This is a genomic window from Stenotrophomonas sp. 14P6.2.3 (assembly GCF_057799055.1).
In genome coordinates this window covers 25,288-45,953 of sequence record NZ_JBYOLA010000015.1, presented here as the reverse complement: position 1 = coordinate 45,953, position 20,666 = coordinate 25,288, and the positions used below count along the sequence as shown (strand labels likewise).

General features: G+C 67.5%; 21 protein-coding genes. 7 read left to right on the top strand and 14 right to left on the bottom strand.

Annotated features, from left to right (window positions below):
- Positions 1-18: 18 nt before the first annotated feature.
- The 4 genes from secB to AC27VL_RS13240 form a co-directional block, all read right to left on the bottom strand.
- Positions 19-537 (bottom strand): protein-export chaperone SecB, encoded by a 519-nt coding sequence (gene secB, locus AC27VL_RS13255; RefSeq protein ID WP_025875931.1) that lies wholly within the window; start codon positions 535-537, stop codon positions 19-21.
- 99 nt (positions 538-636) lie between these two features.
- Entirely contained in the window at positions 637-1,074 is a 438-nt protein-coding gene (locus tag AC27VL_RS13250; protein WP_025875933.1) for a rhodanese-like domain-containing protein, read from the bottom strand.
- A 57-nt stretch (positions 1,075-1,131) separates the two neighbouring features.
- Positions 1,132-1,563, bottom strand: a complete 432-nt coding sequence (locus AC27VL_RS13245; protein ID WP_100554367.1) for a hypothetical protein — start codon at positions 1,561-1,563, stop codon at positions 1,132-1,134.
- A gap of 32 nt (positions 1,564-1,595) precedes the next feature.
- Entirely contained in the window at positions 1,596-2,063 is a 468-nt protein-coding gene (locus AC27VL_RS13240; RefSeq protein WP_089242022.1) for a YiiD C-terminal domain-containing protein, read from the bottom strand.
- 33 nt (positions 2,064-2,096) lie between these two features.
- Here AC27VL_RS13240 and AC27VL_RS13235 point away from each other — a divergent pair, with 33 nt between their 5' ends.
- The 3 genes from AC27VL_RS13235 (at position 2,097) to AC27VL_RS13225 (ending at position 5,284) form a co-directional block, all read left to right on the top strand.
- The gene (locus AC27VL_RS13235) at positions 2,097-2,885 is read left to right on the top strand and encodes a uroporphyrinogen-III synthase (protein WP_100554366.1); all 789 of its coding nucleotides are present in this window, start codon (positions 2,097-2,099) and stop codon (positions 2,883-2,885) included.
- A gap of 104 nt (positions 2,886-2,989) precedes the next feature.
- On the top strand, positions 2,990-3,970 hold the full coding sequence (locus AC27VL_RS13230; RefSeq protein ID WP_100554365.1) for a uroporphyrinogen-III C-methyltransferase: 981 nt from the start codon (positions 2,990-2,992) through the stop codon (positions 3,968-3,970).
- A 6-nt stretch (positions 3,971-3,976) separates the two neighbouring features.
- Positions 3,977-5,284, top strand: a complete 1,308-nt coding sequence (locus AC27VL_RS13225) for a heme biosynthesis HemY N-terminal domain-containing protein (protein ID WP_191078490.1) — start codon at positions 3,977-3,979, stop codon at positions 5,282-5,284.
- A gap of 157 nt (positions 5,285-5,441) precedes the next feature.
- Here AC27VL_RS13225 and AC27VL_RS13220 read toward each other — a convergent pair whose 3' ends face one another.
- Positions 5,442-6,737 carry an acetyl-CoA C-acetyltransferase gene (locus AC27VL_RS13220; RefSeq protein WP_100461806.1) on the bottom strand — a complete coding sequence of 432 codons (1,296 nt, stop codon included), beginning with the start codon at positions 6,735-6,737 and terminating at the stop codon, positions 5,442-5,444.
- Between the two features lie 93 nt (positions 6,738-6,830).
- On the opposite strand from AC27VL_RS13220, the gene AC27VL_RS13215 reads away from it, so the two are divergent.
- Positions 6,831-7,718, top strand: coding sequence for a hypothetical protein (locus AC27VL_RS13215; RefSeq protein WP_100554363.1), 888 nt, complete (start codon positions 6,831-6,833; stop codon positions 7,716-7,718).
- A 141-nt stretch (positions 7,719-7,859) separates the two neighbouring features.
- On the opposite strand, the gene AC27VL_RS13210 is transcribed toward AC27VL_RS13215, so the two are convergent.
- From AC27VL_RS13210 to AC27VL_RS13195, 4 genes are all read right to left on the bottom strand, one after another.
- Positions 7,860-8,492, bottom strand: a complete 633-nt coding sequence (locus AC27VL_RS13210) for a superoxide dismutase family protein (protein WP_100554362.1) — start codon at positions 8,490-8,492, stop codon at positions 7,860-7,862.
- A gap of 33 nt (positions 8,493-8,525) precedes the next feature.
- Positions 8,526-9,095, bottom strand: coding sequence for a superoxide dismutase family protein (locus AC27VL_RS13205; protein WP_229980014.1), 570 nt, complete (start codon positions 9,093-9,095; stop codon positions 8,526-8,528).
- Positions 9,096-9,188: 93 nt separating this feature from the next.
- On the bottom strand, positions 9,189-10,637 hold the full coding sequence (gene ntrC / locus AC27VL_RS13200; protein WP_100554360.1) for a nitrogen regulation protein NR(I): 1,449 nt from the start codon (positions 10,635-10,637) through the stop codon (positions 9,189-9,191).
- Complete coding sequence (locus AC27VL_RS13195) at positions 10,630-11,691, bottom strand: two-component system sensor histidine kinase NtrB (RefSeq protein ID WP_488766846.1); 1,062 nt, start codon at positions 11,689-11,691, stop codon at positions 10,630-10,632. The genes ntrC and AC27VL_RS13195 overlap by 8 nt, the downstream gene beginning before the upstream one ends.
- Positions 11,692-11,867: 176 nt before the next feature.
- Here AC27VL_RS13195 and AC27VL_RS13190 point away from each other — a divergent pair, with 176 nt between their 5' ends.
- A complete protein-coding gene (locus AC27VL_RS13190; protein ID WP_099819523.1) occupies positions 11,868-12,122 on the top strand; it encodes a HigA family addiction module antitoxin in 255 nt (84 codons plus the stop codon).
- A 67-nt stretch (positions 12,123-12,189) separates the two neighbouring features.
- Here the strand turns inward: AC27VL_RS13190 and AC27VL_RS13185 are convergent, their stop codons facing one another.
- The 4 genes from AC27VL_RS13185 to AC27VL_RS13170 all read right to left on the bottom strand — a co-directional run bounded on the left by AC27VL_RS13185 (position 12,190) and on the right by AC27VL_RS13170 (position 17,463).
- Positions 12,190-14,235 (bottom strand): TonB-dependent receptor, encoded by a 2,046-nt coding sequence (locus AC27VL_RS13185; RefSeq protein ID WP_488766844.1) that lies wholly within the window; start codon positions 14,233-14,235, stop codon positions 12,190-12,192.
- Between the two features lie 83 nt (positions 14,236-14,318).
- Positions 14,319-14,621, bottom strand: coding sequence for a hypothetical protein (locus AC27VL_RS13180; protein ID WP_089241703.1), 303 nt, complete (start codon positions 14,619-14,621; stop codon positions 14,319-14,321).
- Between the two features lie 108 nt (positions 14,622-14,729).
- Positions 14,730-15,887, bottom strand: a complete 1,158-nt coding sequence (gene mltA / locus AC27VL_RS13175; RefSeq protein WP_488766842.1) for a murein transglycosylase A — start codon at positions 15,885-15,887, stop codon at positions 14,730-14,732.
- Positions 15,888-15,954: 67 nt separating this feature from the next.
- A complete protein-coding gene (locus tag AC27VL_RS13170; RefSeq protein ID WP_488766840.1) occupies positions 15,955-17,463 on the bottom strand; it encodes an alpha/beta hydrolase in 1,509 nt (502 codons plus the stop codon).
- 127 nt (positions 17,464-17,590) lie between these two features.
- On the opposite strand from AC27VL_RS13170, the gene AC27VL_RS13165 reads away from it, so the two are divergent.
- Both AC27VL_RS13165 and AC27VL_RS13160 read left to right on the top strand, forming a co-directional pair.
- Positions 17,591-19,300, top strand: a complete 1,710-nt coding sequence (locus tag AC27VL_RS13165; protein ID WP_488766838.1) for a histidine kinase — start codon at positions 17,591-17,593, stop codon at positions 19,298-19,300.
- On the top strand, positions 19,288-19,989 hold the full coding sequence (locus AC27VL_RS13160; protein WP_100554356.1) for a LytR/AlgR family response regulator transcription factor: 702 nt from the start codon (positions 19,288-19,290) through the stop codon (positions 19,987-19,989). The genes AC27VL_RS13165 and AC27VL_RS13160 overlap by 13 nt, the downstream gene beginning before the upstream one ends.
- 72 nt (positions 19,990-20,061) lie before the next feature.
- Here AC27VL_RS13160 and AC27VL_RS13155 read toward each other — a convergent pair whose 3' ends face one another.
- Complete coding sequence (locus AC27VL_RS13155; protein ID WP_207764223.1) at positions 20,062-20,592, bottom strand: cytochrome b; 531 nt, start codon at positions 20,590-20,592, stop codon at positions 20,062-20,064.
- Between the last annotated feature and the right edge of the window lie 74 nt (positions 20,593-20,666).

Below are 20,666 nucleotides of genomic sequence, written 5' to 3'. Positions count from 1 at the left end.
GTGACGTCGCGGCCGGGATCAGGCGTTGCCGGCCGGCTCGGAGTCAGCCAGCGACGGTGCGTCGCCCTGCTCCTGGCGCTGGCGCAGGGTTTCTGCGTACAGGCCTTCGAAGTTGATCGGCTGCAGGAAGAACGGCGGGAAGCCGCCGGCCTGGATCAGGTCGCTGACCAGCTGGCGCACGTACGGGAACAGGATGTTCGGGCACTGGGTGCCGAGCAGCACGTCGATCGACTGCGGGTCCAGGCCGACCAGGCCGAACACGCCGGCCTGCTTCACTTCGGCCACGTACGCGGTGCGCTCGCCGGCCTGGCAGGTCAGGGTCACGGCCAGCACGACTTCAAAGGCATTCTCGCCCAGACGCTGGACCTGCTGGTTCAGGTTGAGCTGCAGTTCCGGCTGCACCTGGTCGTTGAAGATCGACGGAGCATTCGGCGACTCGAAGGAAACGTCCTTGACGTAGATCTTCTCGACGGTGAACGCGGGGCCGGTGGCGGCATCGACCGGCGCGACAGCGCCGTTGGTGGTCTCTTCGGACATTTCCAGTAACTCCAGTGAATGCAATGAAAACGATGGTCGAATTACTGCGATGGGGGCGGCGGAGGGCGCAAACAAGGCCACTTCCGCCACCGCCTGCGATCAGTTGCGGCCCTTGACCAGCGGCAGTTCTGCCTGCTGCCACGCGGGGATGCCGCCGTCGAGCACGAAGACCTTCTCGAAGCCGGCCTTCTTCAACGCCTTGGCGGCGGTCTCGGACGCGTTGCCGCTGCGGCACACCAATACCACCGGGGCCTGCTTGGCGTTGGCCACCAGCTTGTGCTCGGGGCCGAACGCGCTGGCCTGGGCACTGCGGCTGCCGGCGATATGGCCCTTTTCGAAATCGGCGCTGGGCGACAGATCCACCACCACCGTGCCGCCCGCATTGATCAGCTGGGTCAGTTCGGCGGGCTTGATGCCCTTGAAGCCCCGGAACAGGCGGCGGATTTCGGTGACGATGAGGGCCACGGTCAGGCCGACCAGGGCCGCGGACAGCATCGGGTTTCGGCCTGCGAAGGCCAGCAACTCTTCGTAATTCACTCAGGTCACGGGTCGATTAAGCGGGCGCCGATTGTCGCACAAGCCGGACGCGACCCGTCACTGCCCCTGCCAGAGGTCCGGCAGGCCCGCGCTTTGCCACCAGCGCTTGGCTTCCGGATCCCAGCGCCAGCGCTCGGTCACCACCACGGTGCGCTCGGCCTGGGTGTTCTGGTTGATCACCCCGATTTCCACCCGGCGCTCGACCAGGCCGCCATCCAGCGCTGCCGTGCTGCGCTCGCGGTAGGACGACACGCGCAGCTGGGCATAGCGGTTGAGTTCGAATTCGGTCGGCGGCTTGGACTTGCGCAGCTGCGGGTCCAGATAGGCGATGGCGTCGTCCATGCTGCCCCAGCGGATGGTGGCGCCGTAGGCGATCTGGGTCTCTTCCAGCAGCTTGCGCTGCTTGCGGCTGAGGTCGTCGGCGGCAGCGCCGGCGGCGGCGCTGAGCAGCAGCAGGGAACACAGGAGGATCTGGATGAGGCGGCGCATCGGTGGGTTCCGCAGGGCGTCAGCCTGCCATCCTACCCTTTGGCGAAGGCAACGAAACGACCACTGAATTCGGCCGCGGCCTTGCCATCGGCGCCCGGCTGGGTCGCGACAATGCTGATGCGGGCCTTGCCGCGCTGGCGGAACGTGGCCAGGAAGGTGTCCCAGGCGCCGCTTCCGGTGGCTTCGGCGTGGGCGTGCAGGTCTTCATAGACCGGCGCCAGGTAGCGCAGGTTGCTGTCGGCCACGTAGACCTCGGCGTCGTGGCCGGCCAGGCGCAGGCGCAGGCTGACCAGCGCCCAGCCGGACAGGGTCAGCACCGAGGCCAGGCTGCCGCCGAACGCGTTGCCCTTGTCGTTGACGTTGGCCACCAGCGGCGCGGTGATGCGCAGCACGCCGTCGGCATAGCCATCCAGGCGGATCTGCATCGCGCGGACCGCCGGCATGCAGTCCAGCACGTCCTGCAGGGCAGCCAGCGAAGAGGTCAGGGCATCAACAGCCATCAGCAGCAACCACGACAACAAAGGGCCCGCATAATGACGGGAATGGCCAACCATACGATACCCACTGGCTGGACCCTGATCTCACTGCGCCCGCAGGGTCAGCAGGCGGCGCTGCGCCACGCCGCAGCAGCGCTGGGAGGCCGTACCGTCGCGCTTTCGCCCTGGCGGCTGCAACGTCTGCAGGACATTGCCGCATTGCAGCAATTACAACGGGCGCTGACCAGCGATCGGGTGGTGTTCACCAGCCCGGCCGCTGTCGCGGCGGCGGCCAGCCTGCTACCGCTGGCGGCAGCGCAACGCAGCCCGTGGCTGACCGTGGGTGAAGGCACCGCGCGCGCGCTGCTGGCGCACGGCGTCGCCGACGTCCATGCGCCCCAGCGGATGGACAGCGAGGGCCTGCTGGCGATGCCGGTGCTGGGCGATGTACGCGGCATGCAGATCGGGCTGGTGACCGCACCGGGCGGGCGTGGGCTGATTGCCGCCGAACTGCAGGCCGCAGGCGCACAGATCATCCGCGCCGATGTTTACCGACGGCTACCGCTGCGCTTGTCGCGGCGCATGCTGGCGCGTTTGGCCCGTTCTCCGACGCCCTGGCTGCTGGCAGTCAGCAGTGGCGAGGCATTGCAGCGTTTCTGGCAGCAGTTGCCTGCACACTGGCAGCAGCGGCTGCAGGCGAACGCGATCGCACTGGTGGCCAGCGAGCGACTGGGCGCGCAGGCGCAGGCACTGGGGCTGACCCGGGTGGTGCGCAGCGAAGGCCCCACCCATCTTCAGTTGATCGCCGCTGCACACACGGCGCTCACCGGCCCGGCAGCGACCTGAACAGGCACCCGGCAGTGGCTTGCCGGTGTCGTTGGCAACAGTGATGCTGTGCACAACGCTGCCTGCCGGATCTGTTCCGGCGTTGCCGCCGACAAGGAAGCCCGATGAACGACACTCTGCCGCCCGCTCCATCGCCCCATCGCCCCGTGCGCTGGCTGCTGCCGCTTGCCGTGCTGGCGGTGCTGGGCGCGGGCGGCTATGCCGGTTACCACTATTGGCAGAAGCAGCAGAGCGACCAGCTGGCACAGGCACAGACCACCGCCGTGCAGCTGAAGGGACTGGAGGCCACGGTCGAGGCTTTGCGCCGCGACCAGCGCGCTGCCAGCCAGCGCCTGCAGGATGCGGCCACCACCAATCGGGTGCTGCGCGATGAAATGCTGGGCCTGTCGCAGCGCAGTGCCTTGCTGGAAGAAAACCTGGCCAAGCTGGCCGACAGCGCCAACCAGGGCCGCCAGGCGGTGCAGCGCGATGAGGCCGAACTGCTGCTGACCCAGGCCGCGCAGCGTCTGGCGTTCGCCGATGACGTGGATGGCTCGCGCCGGCTGTATGCGCTGGCCGCCACTGCACTGGCCGATCTTCCCGACAGCGACGGCCTGAACCTGCGCCAGGCACTGGTGCAGGAACGCAACGCGCTGGATGCGTTGGGCGCGGGCCCTCGCGTGCAGTCGCTGCAACGCCTGGACGCGCTGGGCAAGGCCCTGCAGGGCCTGCCTTCGCAGATCGCGCAGACGCCCGCCGACAACACCGCGAAACCGTGGTGGCAGGCCGCGCTGGCGCCCTTCGTGGACATCACCCCGAGCCGTCTGAACGGTCCGCTGACCACGGCCGAGCGCACCACCATCGACACGGCGCTGCAGCTGGAACTGACCCTGGCCCGCGCCGCGATCGAGCGCGGCGATGGCAGCGGCCGCGATGCCGCGCTGAACAGAATCGATCTCTGGGCGCAGCGGCGCTGGCCGGATTCACCGGACCTGCGCGCGCAACGTGCTGAACTCCATGCCCTGCGCACGCTGCCATTGCAGGCCGATGACACCGTGCTTGGCAGCACCCTGCAACAACTGCGTACCCAGACCGACCGGAGGTAAGCCCCTATGAAACCCCTGCAATCACTGGTCGTGCTGTTACTGGCAGTGGCGATTGGCGTGGTTGCCGCGCAATGGCTCGGCACCGATGACCTGAACCGCTACGGCGAAGTGACCCTGCGCTACGCCGGCTACGACTACCACAGCAACCTGCCGAAGGTGGCACTGCTGTCGGTGATCGGCGTGCTGGTGCTGTGGCTGCTGTGGAGCCTGATCGCCGCACCGTTCCGTGCCTGGGGCCGCTACCGCCGCAAGCAGGGCCGGGTACGCCTGATCGATGGCCTTCTGGCCTACGAGCATGGCCAGTGGCAGCGCGCCGAGAAGCTGCTGGACGGCGCCGCCAAGGATCCGGAAGTGAGTGGCGTTGCGCTGGCCAATGCCGTGCGCAGTGCGCAGGTCCGCGCCGATGCACCCGCTGCCGAGGCGCTGCTGCAGCGTCTGGGCGAAAGCGATGCGACGTTGCAGGCGCTGCTGCGCGCCGAACAGCTGCTGGCCAACGATCTGCCGGTGGATGCGATCAACGCACTGGATGTGGCGGCGATCCAGCCGCTGCCGCCGCGCGGTCTGTGGCTGCGTACTGAAGCGCTGGCCCGTGCTGGCCGCGCGCATGAGGCTTACGGCCAGCTGGGCGCACTGCGCCAGACCAAGGTGCTGCCGGCCGAGGCCAGCAGCGAACTGGAAGCCCGCCTGGCCGCGCAGGCACTGCTGGAAGCCGGCGACGTCAACGCACTGGCTACGCAATGGGAAGCCACGCCGAAGGCGCTGCGACCGACCCCGGACGTGGTTGCCGCCTACGCCACCCGTGCGGTTGCACTGGACTGGGACGAACCGGCACTGCTGGCGCTTGAGCAGGCGCTGGACCATCGCTGGGATGACGAACTGGTGGCGCTGTATGGCCGTCTGCCGGCCGAACGTCTGGCTACACGCCAGGCCAACCTGCAGCGCTGGCGCAACGTGCACGACGATTCGGCCGCCCTGCGCCTGGCCCAGGGCCGCATCGCGCTGGCGCAGCAGCAATGGGATGCCGCCGACGCGTTCCTGCATGAAGCCATCGCCGCTGGTGCCGGCGCCCCTGCATGGGAAGCGCTGGGCGAAGCCTTCGCACAGCGTGGCGAGCACGTGCTGGCCGCGCAGTGCCTGACCAACGCACTGCGCCTGCAGCGCGGCGAGGACAGCGTGGCGCTGGTACGGGCATCGGCAGCGGCCACTGAAACGCCGCTGCATGCGACCGTCGAAGAGCAGTCGATTGCACCGTTGCCGCCGGTGTATGACGCCAACGAAGAGCGCGACGAGTTCGGCAACCCGCGGTTGCCGTAGCCCGCTTCGGTAGACGCCAACCTTGGTTGGCGTATGGCCGCATCGGGATAACAAGAACGCCGCCCATCGGGCGGCGTTCTTGTGTGTAGATCCACGCCATGCGTGGATGCTCATCGAGCAGTGCCAAGCGAGCTTGGCATCTACCAGAGCAGTCGCATCAACGTTCGACGATCGCCACCACGCCCATGCCGCCGGCGGTGCAGATCGACACCAGCGCACGGCCACCGCCGCGCTCGGCCAGCTGCTTGGCCGCCGTGGCGATCACGCGTGCACCGGTGGCGGCGAACGGGTGACCGGTGGCCAGCGACGAACCCAGCAGGTTGATCTTGTCCGGGTCGATACGCCCCATCGGCGCATCCAGGCCCAGGCGGTTGCGGCAGTAATCCTCGCTCTCCCAAGCACGCAGGGTGCACAGCACCTGTGCGGCGAAGGCTTCGTGGATCTCGTAGATGTCGAAGTCCTGCAGGGTCAGGCCGTTGCGCTTGAGCATCTCCGGCACGGCCACGGTCGGTGCCATCAACAGGCCTTCGCCGTGCACGAAATCGACGGCCGACACGTGTGCATCGCGCAGGTATGCCTGCGGCTCGTGGCCATGCGCCCGCGCCCACTCTTCGCTGGCCAGCAGCACGGCGGCGGCGCCGTCGGTCAGCGGGGTGGAATTGGCAGCAGTCAGGGTGCCGCGGCCGGACACCTTGTCGAATGCCGGCTTCAGCGTCGCCAGCTTTTCCAGCGAGGTGTCGGCGCGCAGGATGTTGTCGCGCTCGACGCCGCGGAACGGTGCGATCAGGTCGTTGAAGAAGCCACGCTCATAGGCGGCAGCCAGCTTCTTGTGCGAGGACACCGCCCACTCGTCCTGCGAGTCACGCGAGATGTTCCACTCCTTGGCCATGTCCTCGCAGTGGTCGCCCATGCTCTTGCCGGTACGCGGCTCGGCCACGCCCGGGAACTCCGGCTTGAGCTCGGCGAACTTGAAGCCGGAGGTCAGCGCGCGGATCTTGTCGCCGGTGGTCTTGGCTCGGTTGGCGGCCAGCAGACGTGCGCGCAGCTTCTTGCCGTACACGATCGGCACGTCGGAGGTGGTGTCCGAACCGCCGCCGATGCCGGACTCGATCTGGCCCAGGGCGATCTTGTTGGCAACGGTGATGATGCTGTCCAGCGAGGTGCCGCAGGCACGCTGCAGGGTGATGCCGGGGGTCAACGGCGACAGACCCGAAGACAGCGTGGCTTCGCGGCCCAGGTTCCAGTCGCTGGAGTGCTTGATGACCGCACCCATCGCCACTTCACCCAGCTGCTGGCCGTGCAGGCCGAAGCGCTCGACCAGCGCTCCCAGCGTGCGCACCGACATGCCGAGGTTGCCGACATCCGAATACGCGGTGTTCTGGCGGCAGAACGGAATGCGGACGCCACCGAGGATGGCGACGGGACGAGCGTTGGGCATGGAGATACCTGGCATGGATGAGGGTGTCTGCAACATGGCCTGCACGACAGAGCAGGCATAATGGGGCCAAGTGTAGCTGCCGCCCTGTGATGGGCCAACCGTGGAACCATGAGCAAACCCGACCCTGCGATGAATGCCCTTGGCGTGCTGGCCCTGGAACTGGCCGGCGGCGAAATCCCCCGCCAGGCGGTGCTCAGCGCTGAACAGGCCGGTGAACTGGCCGAACGCGTCGGCCGCGACCTGTCCAAGCTGGTGCCACAGGTGGCCGAGCTGGACCTGGTGTTCGCCGCCGCCCATTTCGATCCGGCCGAAGTGCTTCGCCCGGGCTGGCCGATCCATCGCCGCCTGGAAGAACTGCAGATGCGCGCGCCCGGCCGCAACCAGGGCCCGCGCGTGCTGGCCTTCGGCGCCGATGCCAGCGGTGATGTACCGCTGCCATTCCAGGCCGACGCCACCCTGGTAGGCGGTGGCCTGCGGGTGGTGCCGTTCCTGCTGACCGGCAGTGACGTGGCAACCACGGCGGCCGTGGCCGATGCACTGGAAGAGGTGCTGCTGGCCAATGGCATGGCCCATGCCGACACCGCGCTGATGGCACAGAACACGTTCGGTGCACGCGTCGAGCACGCACGCTATTTCACCGTGAACGACCTGGCCGCGATGATGTCGATGCAGTACGACAACCAGGGTCTGGCCGCGCTGTGGCCGCTGATTGAAACCGCGATCATGGCTCCGGGCCAGGACGAGTGGCTGAGTGACGCGCCCGAGCCGTTGCTGCGCTATACGCAGGGTGAAGCGCGCATGGCGCTGTTCGATCCGGCCGGCTGGTGCGCGCATTACAACCACGGCAAGGGTGACTGCGAACGCCTGCAGGGCATCTACGAGCAGTTCCTGATGCGCCAGCGGCAGATGGCCGCAGTGCTGGAAGCGCACGGTGTGCCGGTGCTGTTCGTGCATTGCGAAGCTGGGCAGGACGCGCGCGAACTGCTGGCGCGCTGATAGGAAACGGTGGCCGCGACGTGTTGTAGAGCAGAGCCCATGTTCGGCTCAGGGCCCCGGAAGAGCAGCCGAGCGTGGGCTCGGCTCTACAGGAAGCAGTGCAAAGAAAAACGCCGGCTTGCGCCGGCGTTTTTTCATTTCTTACGGGGCCTTGCTGATCACCGCGCACGCCAGTCGCGCACCGGCGTTGCCGGTCGGCTGGGTCTTGTAGTCGTCCGCGTCGGCGTGGACGATCAGACCGCGGCCGATGATGTCGAAATCATCACCCTTGCCGATGTTGACGTTGCTCGACACCGGGCTGTCGATGGTGGCTACGCCCTTGTCGTCGGCCTTGATGTTGGGCATGTCGCCACCGTGGTGCGGGTCGGTGGCCACGTTGCCGTGGTCCTGCTTGCCCGGGTTGAAGTGGCCGCCGGCGCTCATGCCGTCCGGCGCGCTGCAGTCACCCTTCTCGTGGATGTGGAAGCCGTGCTCGCTGCCCGGCTTCAGGCCGGTGATCTGGCCGGACGCGTGAACCTTGCCGTCGACCAGCTTGAAGGTGATCGAACCCTTGGTTTCATTGCCCTGGGTCGGTGCCAGCTCGGCAGTGGCCGAGGTATTGGCTGCCGGGGCCGCTGCGGTAGCCGGTGCAGTGGCCGGATCGGCCGGTGCTGCCGAACCTTCGGCCGGGGTGGTGGCCGGGGCTTCGGCGGCCGGTGCGGCCGGTTGCTGGTTGCAGGCGGCCAGGCCCAGTGCAGCGATGGCGGCGAACAGCGAAGTGTGGATCAGACGCATGGAAACTCTCCTTGGAAAATGCCGGGGGCGTGATCAGCGGGTTACCCGGATCACGCCGCAGGCGATGCGGACGCCGGCATTGCCGGCGGGCTGGCTGCGATAGTCGTCGGCCTTGGCATGCACCACCAGTGCACGTCCGGCGATATCCGTGGCGGCGCCTCCACCCAGAGTAACGCCCTTCAGATGCACATCGATGTTGGCACGACCCTGCGCATCGGCCTGCAGGTTGTCGATGTCGCCCAGGTGGTGCTTGCCGCTGCCGGCACGACCGTGCGCGACACCGGCAGGATTGAAGTGGTTGCCGGCGCTGCTGGCATCCACCGCGCTGCAGTCGCCGCGCTCGTGGATGTGGAAACCGGCCTGCTGCATCGGCTGCAGGCCTCCCACCAGACCGGTGAGGTGCACGCCGCCCGGTTCCACCATCAACGCCAGGCGGCCACTGACGATGCTGGCCGAGGCAGGCGCCAGGTTGGCTTCGGCCTGCTTGGCGGTGCTGACCACCGTTGCCGGAGGCGGTGTGGGCTGCGGCTTCTTCGGCGCGCTGCCACAAGCGGACAGGAGCACGGCGGCGGACAAGGGCAGAAGGGCGAAGGACAAACGCATCGAGGACTCCTTGCAGGTAACACTACGGACGGCATCGTCCATGGAGGATCAACAGTTCGGCAAGCGGGTGCGAGGATCGCGTGCAGGCACCGTTCAATGGCCACCGCGGCGGCGACCGGCGCCCAGCTTGCGGGTAAGCGTATTGCGGCCGAGGCCCAGACGCGCGGCGGCTTCGGCGCGACGGCCGTGGGTGATCTGCAGCGCGGCCTCCAGCAGGGCGTGGTCGACCCGTTCGCGTACCTGTGCGTGCAGGCCCTCGGTGCCTTCGGCCAGCTGCCGGCGTGCCCATTCGGACAGCAGCGCTTCCCATTGGCCCGGATCACCAGCGGCCGTGCTGCTGCGCCGGCTGCGGGTGCGGTTGAGCGCGGTATCGACATCGGCCACGCCAATCGTGTCTGCAGCAGCCAGTGCAGCCATGCGCCAGCACACGTTTTCCAGTTCGCGGACGTTGCCCGGCCAGTCGTGCTCGCGCAGCGCCTGCAATGCGGCTGCGGTCAAGCGCTTGGGCGGCGTATCGAGCTTGCGTGCGGCCGCGGCCAGGAAGGTGGTGGCCAGCTGCGCGATGTCCTCGCGGCGCTCGCGCAGCGGCGGCAGCTGCAGACGCACCACGTCGAGGCGATGCAGCAGGTCGGCACGGAATTTTCCCTGCGCGACCAGGCCTTCCAGATCCTGATGGGTGGCGGCGACCACGCGTACATCGACGCGGATCAGTTCGCGTCCACCCACGCGGAAGAATTCGCCCTGCGCGAGCACACGCAACAGGCGCGTCTGCAGCGGCAACGGCATGTCGCCGATTTCATCGAGGAACAGGGTGCCGCCGTTGGCCTGCTCGAAGCGGCCGATGTGGCGCCGCTGCGCGCCGGTGAACGCACCCGCTTCGTGGCCGAACAGCTCGCTTTCCAGCAGTTCGGCGGGAATCGCGGCGGTGTTCAGTGCGACGAACGGATGCTGCGCACGTGGTGATTCGCGGTGCAGCGCATTGGCCACCAGTTCCTTGCCGGTGCCGGTCTCGCCGATGATCAGCACCGCCAGCGGCGCCTGCGCGAGGCGGCCGATGGCGCGGAACAGCGCGCGCATCGGTGGCGTGTCGCCCACCAGCTGCGGCGGCTGGTCGCTGGGTGCGTCTGCGGCAGGAGTGGGCGCGGCCATGGCCGGCGCCACTGCAGGCAGCACGCGCTGGGCCAGCGCCACCGCATCGTCCAGGTCGAACGGTTTGGACAGGAACTCGTGCGCACCGCCGCGGAACGCACCGGCGGTACTGGCGACATCGGTGTAGGCCGACATCACCACCACCGGCAACTGCGGCAGCGCGGCCTTCAGCTTGTCCAGGAGCACCAGGCCATCGTCGCCGGGCATGCGTACGTCGGTGAACAGCAGCGCAGGCGGCGGGCTTTCGGCCAGCGCTTTCAATGCGGGTGCGGCGCTGTCGAAGTCGACCACCTGGTAGCCGGCCTCGCGCAGCGCGGTGCACAGTACGAAGCGCACGGCGCGGTCATCGTCGACGACCCAGATGCACGGCGCGGACGAGGAAGACTCAGACATCGCGCGGGGCCTCCTCGGCGGTGGCAGTGCCGTTGCCGATCGGCAGCAGCAGGGTGAAGACGGTATGGCCCGGGCGCGACCGATAGGTCAGCGTGCCGCGATGCTCGCGCGCGACCTGCTGGGCCAGCGCCAGGCCCAGGCCGGTGCCTTCGGCGCGACCACTGACCAACGGCAGGAACAGGTGTTCGGCCAGCTCTTCGGGTACGCCACGGCCGTCATCGGCGATTTCCAGGCGCAATGCCAGGGTGTGCAGTTGTTCGGCAATGCGCACCCCGTGTTCAACGCGGGTGCGCAGGGTGATGTTGCCGGCGCCGGCCTGGATGGCATTGCGCACCAGGTTCCATACCGCCTGGGTGAGGCGGTCGGCGTCGCCGTCGAATTCGGGGATGCTGGGGTCGTAGTCGCGCTGCAGGCGCACCGCCCAGCCGGCCTCGTTCTCGGCCAGGCGCAGCACGCGCTCCAACGCGGCGTGGATGTTCAGCGCCGCATGCGGTGCGGCCGGCGCCGGTGACAGCAACTGCTCCAGCAGGCCATTGAGCCGCTCGATCTCCGAGCCGATCAGATCGATCAGCTCGCGTTCGCTGGCATCGCGCTGCACCGCGCGGCGGGCCAGCAGCTGCGCGGCGCCCTTCAACCCGGCCAGAGGATTGCGCAGTTCATGCGCCAGGCCCTTCAGCGCCGCACTGAGCGCGCTGGGCAGGGCCTGGGTCGGGTCGAGTCCGGGAAACTCATCGACCGGATGCGCCTCCAGCAGCCAGCCGCCATCGTCGCGGCGGCTCATCCAGCCTTCGGCAAAGCGCGCGCCCTCACCGGGCAAGGCCAGCGCCAGCCGGTTCAGGCGCAGGCTGTCGCGCTCGTCGCGGGCCAGGAAATGGGCCAACGCCTCACCCTGCACTTCCAGCGCGGCCAACGGCTGGCCGAGCAGGCGCCGGCCGCTGACGCCCAGCCAGCGCGCGAAAGCCGGGTTGCAGCCGGCGATGCGGCCATCGGGCCCGGCCCAGGCCAGCGGCGTGCCGAGGGCATCGAGGGACGGCGGGGGCGCGGGGTCGGACATTGCACCAATGTAGTGCAAAAACCGGGGCACGGGGTCCGGGGTCGGATCCCTTTCCACAAGGAAAGGGCTCTGACCCCATCAAGCCGAATGCGTCGAGCGTGGTCGGATTACCCGATTCCCACAGCAACACGCCGTCGACACACTGCCCTCTGCATCAGTTTTCGAGCAGCCCTCCCATGCGAACCGTTCCCTACCCCACTCCCGGCGAGATCCTGCTCCACGAATTCCTGGAGCCGCTGGGCATCACCCAGCACCGCCTGGCCAAGGCGATCGGCGTGTCGCAGCGCCGGATCGGCGAGATCGTCACTGGCCATCGCGCCGTGACGGCGGCCACCGGGCTGCGCCTGTCCCGCCACTTCGGTGTGTCCGACATGTTCTGGATCGGCCTGCAGGCCGATTTCGATGCGGTGACGAGCAAAGCAGCGACGTGAGGTTGTTCCGGGGTCAGAGCCCTTTCTTTGAAGAAAGGGATCCGACCCCTTGCACCGGCGTTGCGGATTACAGCTTCATGTTGAGCCCAACGAAGACCGCGCGGCCCGGGGCGGGCGAGAACATCGGCCGGGCGCTGTCCCAGAAGAAGCTGTCGTACCAGGCGTAGGCGTACTCACGGCCGGTGACGTTCTTCAGCTGCAGGTCCACGCTCCAGGCCGGGGTGATCTGGTACCTGGCGCTGAGGTCGAGCACGGCGAAGCCGCCGAACTTGCCCGTGACGTTGCGCTCTTCCAGGTAGTAATCACCCTGCGCACGCGCCTGCAGGCCCAGCTGCAGGGCATCGCTGGCCTGGTAGTCCAGACCGAGGTTGCTGATGTGGCGCGGCGTGGCCGCGACTTCGCGTCCCTGCAGGGACACGCCGGGCGCGCGGTCGTCGCGGGTGATCTTCGCTTCCTGGTAGGCATGCGAAGCCCACAGGGTCCACGCGTCTCCCAGCTGCGCGCTGATCTGCGCATCCACACCGCGGCGGCGGGTCTTGCCCAGCGTGACCGTGGTGCCGGTGGCCGGCATGTTGGACACTTCGTTTTCCGCATCCTGCTGCCATACCGCCAGGCGTGCCTGGCTGCCGGCAAAGGGCTGGAATTTCAGGCCCAGCTCCATGCCGGTGTTGGTGGAGGGCTGCATCGGTGCCTGCCCCGGGGTGAGGTAGGCCGGCGCGGTGGAACCGGTCAGCACCTGGAACGTGCGCCCCCAGTTGGCGTAGACGTGAGTGTGCTCACCCAGGCTGTGGATGACGCTCAGCTTGGGCTGGCCGATGCTGCCGTGATCCTGCAGGCGGCCGGTGGTGCCATTCATCAACCGGGTGTGGCCGCTGAAACGGTCCACACGGTAGGCCGGCACGATCTTCCATGCGTCGGCTGGCTGGTAGATCGCCTGCACGTAAGCGCCCCAGTTGTCGAAGCTGTGGCGGTCGTTGTTCTGCACGCGTGCCGGCGGACGGCTGAAATCGGTGGGTTCGGCGTAGGCGTAGCGCTCACGGATGTAGCCGTTGTCCTGCTGTTCGTAGTTAACCCCGCCTTCCACGGTAAGCGTGGGGCTGGCCTGCCAGGTCAACGTCCCGAGCATGCCGGCTTGGCGCTCGTCCCACACACGGCGCTGGCGCGGCAGATTACCGGTGGGCAGGTCGCTGAAGGTCACCCGGCGGTCGTCTTCATAGCGGTTGTAGTACAGCCGCGTGCCGAAGGTGACCGCGTCGCTGAGCTTCATGTCCAGGTGCGCGGCGAACTGGCGCATGTCGCGGTCATCGCCGTCATTGGCATTGCGCAGGTCGCTGCGGCGACGGCCCACATGCAGCTCTTCCGCGGTCATGAAACCAGGCTCGTCGGCCTCGTGGTGGTAGGCGCGCGCGGTCAGGCCGATGCGCAGCCCGTCCTCCAGCGAACCGAAGAACCACTTGCCGCCCAGCGAGTACTTCTTCGAGCTGTCGTGATCGCGGTAGCCGTCGCTGGCCTGGGTGCCGACGAAGTAGTTCTGCGCGAAGCCGTTGGCTTCGCGGCCCACCGCCAACTGCGCGTCGCGGGTGTTGTAGCTGCCGTAGGCCAGGCGCGCGTCGGTGTAGGTGCCGCCCTGGCGCGTGCCGAAGTTCACGTTGCCACCGATGTTGTGCAGGCCGTAGCGCGGGTCGTTGGTACCGCGCACCACTTCGATATAGCTGATTTCCAGCGGAAACAGCATGTCGATGAAGCGCTGGTTGCCGCTGTTGACGTTGCTGGGGATGCCGTCGATCAGCGTCTTGATGGCATTGAGGTAGCCCTCGCCGTTGAAGGCGCGGAAGCTGACCTTGCCCGACTCGGCGCCCTGCCGGGTTTCGGTCAGCTGGATGCCGGGCATCTGCCCAAGCAGTTCCCAGCTGTGCGACACGTTGCGGCTTTCGATCTGGTCCGCGCCCAGCACGTCCACCGAAGTCAGCACCTGGTGCGCGCTCAGCTGACCCTCGCTGTGCTGATGCACATCGACCTTGCCCAGGGTGAGCGCGGCGTCGGCGGACTGGGCGAATGCTTCAGGGGCGAACGGGGCGGCCGCGAGCGCGGCCACCAGCGTGGGAGTCTTCATCGGGAGTCGGGCGGAAGGCGAGAAATGAAACTTTATAACATTTCGATTCCGCCAGCCATCCGATGATTGCAGGCCCCTCGACCTTAAACGGGGTAGCCGGTGGCTTCCCGGGCCTTCTTCCAGGCAATCTCAAACTCGCGTGCGCTGATCTCGTCGTCTTCATCGAAATCCATGAACGACACCGGCTGGTCAGCCAGCAGGAAACGATCATCGCTGTGGGCATGCTCATCGGCCCAGACCATCTTGGTGCCGTAGATTTCGACCTGGCGCACGATCTTCTCGCCACGGGCTTCCATCAGCACGTTGCCCTTGCCCAGGCCCGACTCGGCCCAGTGCTTGTAGTACTTCTTCGTGTTGGATTTTGCGTTGTTCTTTGCGTATTTCATTGCATTTGTCCTGGCCGCAGGTGCGGCCGGAGAGATCGGAAGGGCGCCATTATCAGGCATATGGGGTCAGATCCCTTTCCTGCGGAAGGGGATCTGACCCCTGCTGACCTACTGCGGCAGCGCCACGCCCTTCGGCCACAACATCCAGATATTGCCCTTCTGCTTCATGTCGCCGGCCAGCTTGCCGGCGGCATCGCCACTGCCCCAGTACAGGTCGGCGCGTACCTCACCGGCAATGGCACCACCGGTATCCTGCGCGGCCACCGGGCGTACCACCGGCGTACCGTCGGGGCGCGTGGTCGACAGCCACAGCAGGCTGCCCAGCGGCACCACGGTGCGGTCCACCGCCACGCTGTAGCCGGCGGTCAGCGGCACGTTCAATGAACCACGCGGACCTTCCGGGCTGTCCGCGCTGCGCACGAAGAACACGTAGCTGGGATTGCTGCGCAGCAGTTCCGGTACGCGCGCCGGATGCGCCTTCGCCCACGCGCGGATCGCGTCCATGGTGACGTCTTCCTTCTTCAGCTCGCCCTGCTCCACCAGCCAGCGGCCGATCGCGCGATAGGGATGCCCGTTCTGCTCGGCATAGGCCAGCCGCACCTGTTTGCCATCAGCCAGACGCACGCGGCCCGAGCCCTGGATCTGCAGCAGCTGCAGGTCCATCGGATCGGTCAGCCAGGCCAGCACCGGCGCCTTGGCCCCCTTGCTGGCGATGCTGCCGGCATCGTCGTATGGCTTGAGCACTTTGCCCTCCACGCGACCGCGCAGGCGCTTGCCCTTCAATTCGGGGTAGAGACTCTCCAACTGCACCACCACCAGATCATCGGGTGTGCCATAGACCGGCACCGTGGCCTTGTCGGTGCGGGTGAGGCTGCCCGGGTAGATGGGCTCGTAGTAGCCGGTGATCAGGCCGTCGGCGCGATGGCCACCGGCGCGCAGGGAATAGACATCGAGATCGCGCTGCAGGAATGCGCGGATCGCGCTGGCGTCCTTGTCGGATACGGTGCTGGCGGTCGCGCAGGCCTTGGCCCAGGTCGCATCGTTCTTCAGCCGGGTGCAGCTGCTGCGCCAGGCGGCGAAGCCTGCCTGCAGGTCGGCATCGGATACGGCCGGCAACGTGTTCCAGTCGACCTTGGCGTAGGTGGCGGCAGGCGTTGCTGCGGCCGGCGCTTCGGGACGGGTGCCGGTGGTGGAACAGCCAGCAAGCACGGCAAGCGCAAGAAGGCTCCAGCACGTGCGGTTGAAGGGGGCGATGAGGTCAGTCATTGCCCCAATGTAGTGCAATCGGGCGTGGCGCAGGACCGGGATCGCATCCTGCACCACACGACGGGCCTTATCGCTTGCCGCCCAGCAGCTCACTGCTGCGGGTGGCGAACACCGGCGGCGGCACGTCCAGCACGGTATCGCGCACGACGCGACCGGCGAGGAAGTCGACAATGCTGCGGGCGATGGCCGGGTTGCCTGTCCACAACTCGTTGTGATGGCTTGCGTTGCGCACCAGCAGCGAGTGGCCGTTGCTGAAGCCCGGCCGCAGTGCCTCGGCATTGGCCGGGGGCGTACGCCCATCCAGCGTGCCGCTGATGAACAACACCGGCACTTCACTGTGCAGCGGGCCGCGGAAGCCTTCACCCAGATCGGCCAGGCCGAGGCCATCGCCGATGGCCGGGAACGGGAAGTTCAGCCCGTCGCCGAACAGGCTCTGGCGTGCCTGTGCTTCGGCCAGCGCCCGGCGCTGCGGGCTCTGTCCGGAGGCGACGTCCATCGCCAGGCCCATGGCCGGGAACTGCGCGAACTGGGCGCGCCCGATCAGCACCAGGTCGGCCAGCGGGTCGTAGTTGCCCGTCTCGGCCTCGCGCAGCACCAACGGCAGCCACTGCTGGGTGATGCGTTGCCCGAGCATGTTGGCGATGACGATCTGCGCGTCGTACAGGCCGATGCTGACCTGGCGGCCCTCATGCATGTGGCTGCGGCCCTGCCGCGGCTGCTCGCGCAGCGCCTGCAGCACGCGGGTGGTCGATCCGGCGAGGTCATCGAAGCCGTCCTTGCGGGCAAGCACCGCCAGCTCCTGCAGCAGCACATCGCTGCTCAGCGGCAGCTTCAGCGTGTCGTCGGGACCTTCGGATCCCATCAGCACCACGCGCTCAAGACCGGCACCGTGCAGGCGCACCGTGGCCAGGGCCAGATGGGTGCCATAGCTCATGCCCCACAGGCTGATCTTCGGTACGTCAAGCGCGCGCCGCAGGTCGTCGAGGTCACCGGCACTCTCTGCCGTGGTGTAAGCGCCGAGATCGACACCGGCCTGACGCCAGAACGCTACACACTTCGCCGCCGTGGCCCGCACTGCGGCCAGGGCCGTATCGCGCTGCAGCGGTTGGGCGTCGTCGAAATGTGTTTCATGCGGACATTCCGGCGGCGGCTCGGACTGGCCAGCACCGCGCTGGTCGAGCAGCAGCACGTCGGTTTCGCGCCGCACCTGGTCGAACACCGGCCAGCGCGGACCGCGCGCGGTATCGATACCAGAACCACCCGGACCACCGGCCAGGTAGACCACCGGTGCGGCGCGACCATTGCCGGCCGTTGCGCGCAGGCGCACCACCTTCAGGTGCAGGCGCGGACCGTCCGGCTCGCTGTGCCGTCGCGGCACCTCCAGCGTGGCGATCTCGGCAGCAATATCGCCATGGCCCTTGGTCTGCAGCGTGTAGGGCTCGAAGGCCAGCGCCGCCGGACCGGCCTGCGCGGGAATGGCGGCGGCGAGGGCCAGGCAGAGCGCGGCGAGGGCGACGGCCACGACGGGGCGACGAACCTGGAAACTGCCGGAAGACGTAGAGGCGCTGCGGGTCATGTTGGGCTCCGATGGAAGGATGTGCGCCGCCAGCATCTGCTCCCGCGGAGCGCTGCGGACGCGTCCATCTGCCGAACGTCTCCAGACGCCGGTCCAATGTCTCCACGCAACCGATACGATGGCCGCCATGCAGATCCCACGAACCCTGGCTGTCCTTGCTGTACTGCTTGCGGCCGTGGCTGCGTGGCTGATCGTGTCGACGCCGCCACCGGAAATGAGGGTTGTGCAGGGAGCACAGATGGCACCTGCGAATGTCGGGGTATCCGGCGGTCTGCCAACGCACCCACCGCAGCACCTGGCTTGGCGGCCGCTGGACCAGCAGCAGCTGGCGGAGTGGCGTGGCCCGTACTGGCTGCGCTGGCAGGTGCCAGCGCCGGAAAGCGGTGACGATCATGGACGTACAGTGAGGCTGTCGTTGCGCGCTGCCAGCCAGCTGTACTGGAACGGGATGCCATGGATCAGCAATGGCGCTGTTGGTCGCACGCCGGAAGAAGAGAAGCCGGGGCGCGTAGACGTCGTGCGCGTGCTACCGCCGCCGTCGGGCAACGCCACCGATGAACTGCTGGTGCTTGCATCCAGCCAGCAGCAGCGTTTCGCCCTGCATGGCGCGGATGCGATGGTGCTGATCGCGCCAGCCCCCGTGCTGTACGGGCAGATCATCCTGCCATGGCTGATTGCGGCCTTCGCCACCGGTGCGCTGGCAGCCGCATGCCTGTATTTCCTGGCGGTACTGCGTGGGCAGACACGCACGCCCGGCGCGCGCCTGCTGCTGGCACTGGGTGTGGTGGGGCTGGCGCTGCCCGCGGTCGAGGCGTGGCGATCATTGCTGGGCTACACCTATCCTTGGCATGGTGTTCGCCTGGTCGCGCTGCTGGCCCTGCATGTGGCCGCTGCAGTGCTGCTACCGGCATATCTCGCGCGTCGCTTCGAGGTTCCCGTGCCGAGGGCTGGCTGTTTCATCTATCTGGCGCTGATCATGGCAGCGGCCATCGCGCTGCCCGGCTTCGACACCCGCTCAGCGGCGGTGCTGCTGTTGAGCCTGCTCGCCTCGGCGTGGGTGCTGATGCGCGCGCCCGCCGACCAGGAAGACCGATGGCCGATCCTGGCGCTGCTGTCTGCGGGCCTGCTGGCGCTGCTGGTCGCACGCGGCGCCTTCCTTGATGGCCCTTACTTCCTGCTGCTGGCGGTGCTGATGGTGTTCCTTCTGCTGCGCCACGCTGCCCAGTTGCAGGCGCTCGACCGCCACAACGCCTGGCTGCGCGAAGAGCGCGCACGGCTTTCGTTGCAGTTGTTGCAACGGGGTATCCAGCCGCACTGGCTGATGAACACGCTGACCTGCCTGCAGGAACTGATCGAGCAGTCGCCGATGCGCGCCAGCCGCCTGGTGGAGTCGCTGGCGGATCAGTTCGATCGCCTGCGCGACAGCAGCAGCCGCCAGAGCGTTCCCCTGCAGGATGAGTTGGCCTTGTGCCGCAGCCATCTGGATATCGTCGGCCTTGCCCTGGACCGGCGCATGGTGCTGGAGGTCGATGGCGAAGATGCGGCGCTTTCGCTGCCGCCAGGCATCCTGCATGCACAGGTGGAAAATGCACTGACCCATGCCGGCGCTGGTGCCTGTGCACTGCACCCTTTCCGCCTGCACGTGCAGCGCGACAACGCGCGCTGGATACTGGAACTGCGCAGTGCGCGAGGCTCGGCCCCGCACCGCGGCCGTGGCACGGGTACACGTTACATCGAGGCCAGCCTGGCGGCGGCCAGCCCCGCCGGCTGGAGCTTCGTGCAGGGCATCGACGGTGACCACTGGTGTGGCCGGATCGAGCTGACATGCGCATCCTGATCGTCGAGGACGAACCCCTGGTGCGACAGCGCCTGCTGCGCATGTGCAGCGAGTTGGCCGGTGCACGCGCGCGCTTCGATGCGGTGGCCGATCTGGAAGCGGCCGGCGACCGCTTGCAGCGCAGCGTCTACGACGGCCTGCTGCTGGACCTCAACCTTGGCGGCGACGACGGCTTCGAGCTGCTGCGCCGTGCGGTGGCCGGGCGCTACCAGTGCGTGGTGGTCTCGGCACACCGCGAGCGCGCATTGCAGGCGTTCGAGCACGGCGTGCTCGACTTCGTGCCCAAGCCCTTCTCACGCGAGCGCCTCGCCCAGGCGCTGAAACGGCTGCTCGACGCAAGCCGCTACCGGCCCGGCTGCGCCCGCTATCTCGGCATCTGGCGTGCGCAGGGGACTACGCTGGTCGAACTGGCCGACGTGCAGTGGATCCGAGCGGACGGCGACTACAGTGAGCTGCGCATGCGCGATGGACGTAGCGAACTGCATGACAAATCGCTTGCCGGCCTGGGGCCATTACTGCCGCCGGAGTTCGTGCGTTGCCACCGCTCCCATGTCGTCAACCTGCGGCATGTCCGCAGCCTGCATGCCGCATCAGGCAGTCGTTACTGGGTCGTACTCAGCGACGGTACGGAGCTGCCCGTGGGCCGCGCGCATGTCGCGGCACTGCGCACTGAACTCAATCTGGACTGAGCCTGCGGCCCGCCCCCTCAGGGAGCTGCGACGACGGATGCGGGGCGCTGCGGCGAGCTTGCATTCCGACGGCTACCAGCGCATCCGCTTCAGGACCGGATTGCCCGAGGCATGGTGCTTGATCACCGCAGCGATGTGCAGGACAAGCAGGCCGGCAAGCACCATGCAGGCGTATTTGTGGGCAGCGTTGAACGCCGACGTCAGCTGAACGTCGATGAGCGGCGGTGGAAGGGTCAGCACGTTGAAGACGTTGATGTCCCTGTCCATCATCAGCACGCCGGTTATCAGCACCACGATCGTGGTCAGATAGATCGCGAAGTGTGCAAGGCGGGCAGCCCACCCCTCCGTACTCGTCGGTTGCACTGCACTTGCCCGCAGCACTGCCAGCAGCACGCGAAGGGCGAAGAACGGAATCAGCGTAAAGGTCAGCGAGACGTTGAGGAAGCCGATGGCATGCCGGGTAGCGTCCGCGACATCGAACAACGCCACGTAGAAGCCACTGAGGGTTGCCCACAGAATGATGATGGCTGAGAACCAGTGCAGCAGCACCTGGATTCTGGTGTAGGTCATTGAATATTGCTCGCCGGTAAGGCCGAGCGACATTAGGGGTTTACCTATCCAGTTTGAATCGGACAGCTTGCAAAACGCAGGGTGAGCGTTCGATTCGGTGAACCTGA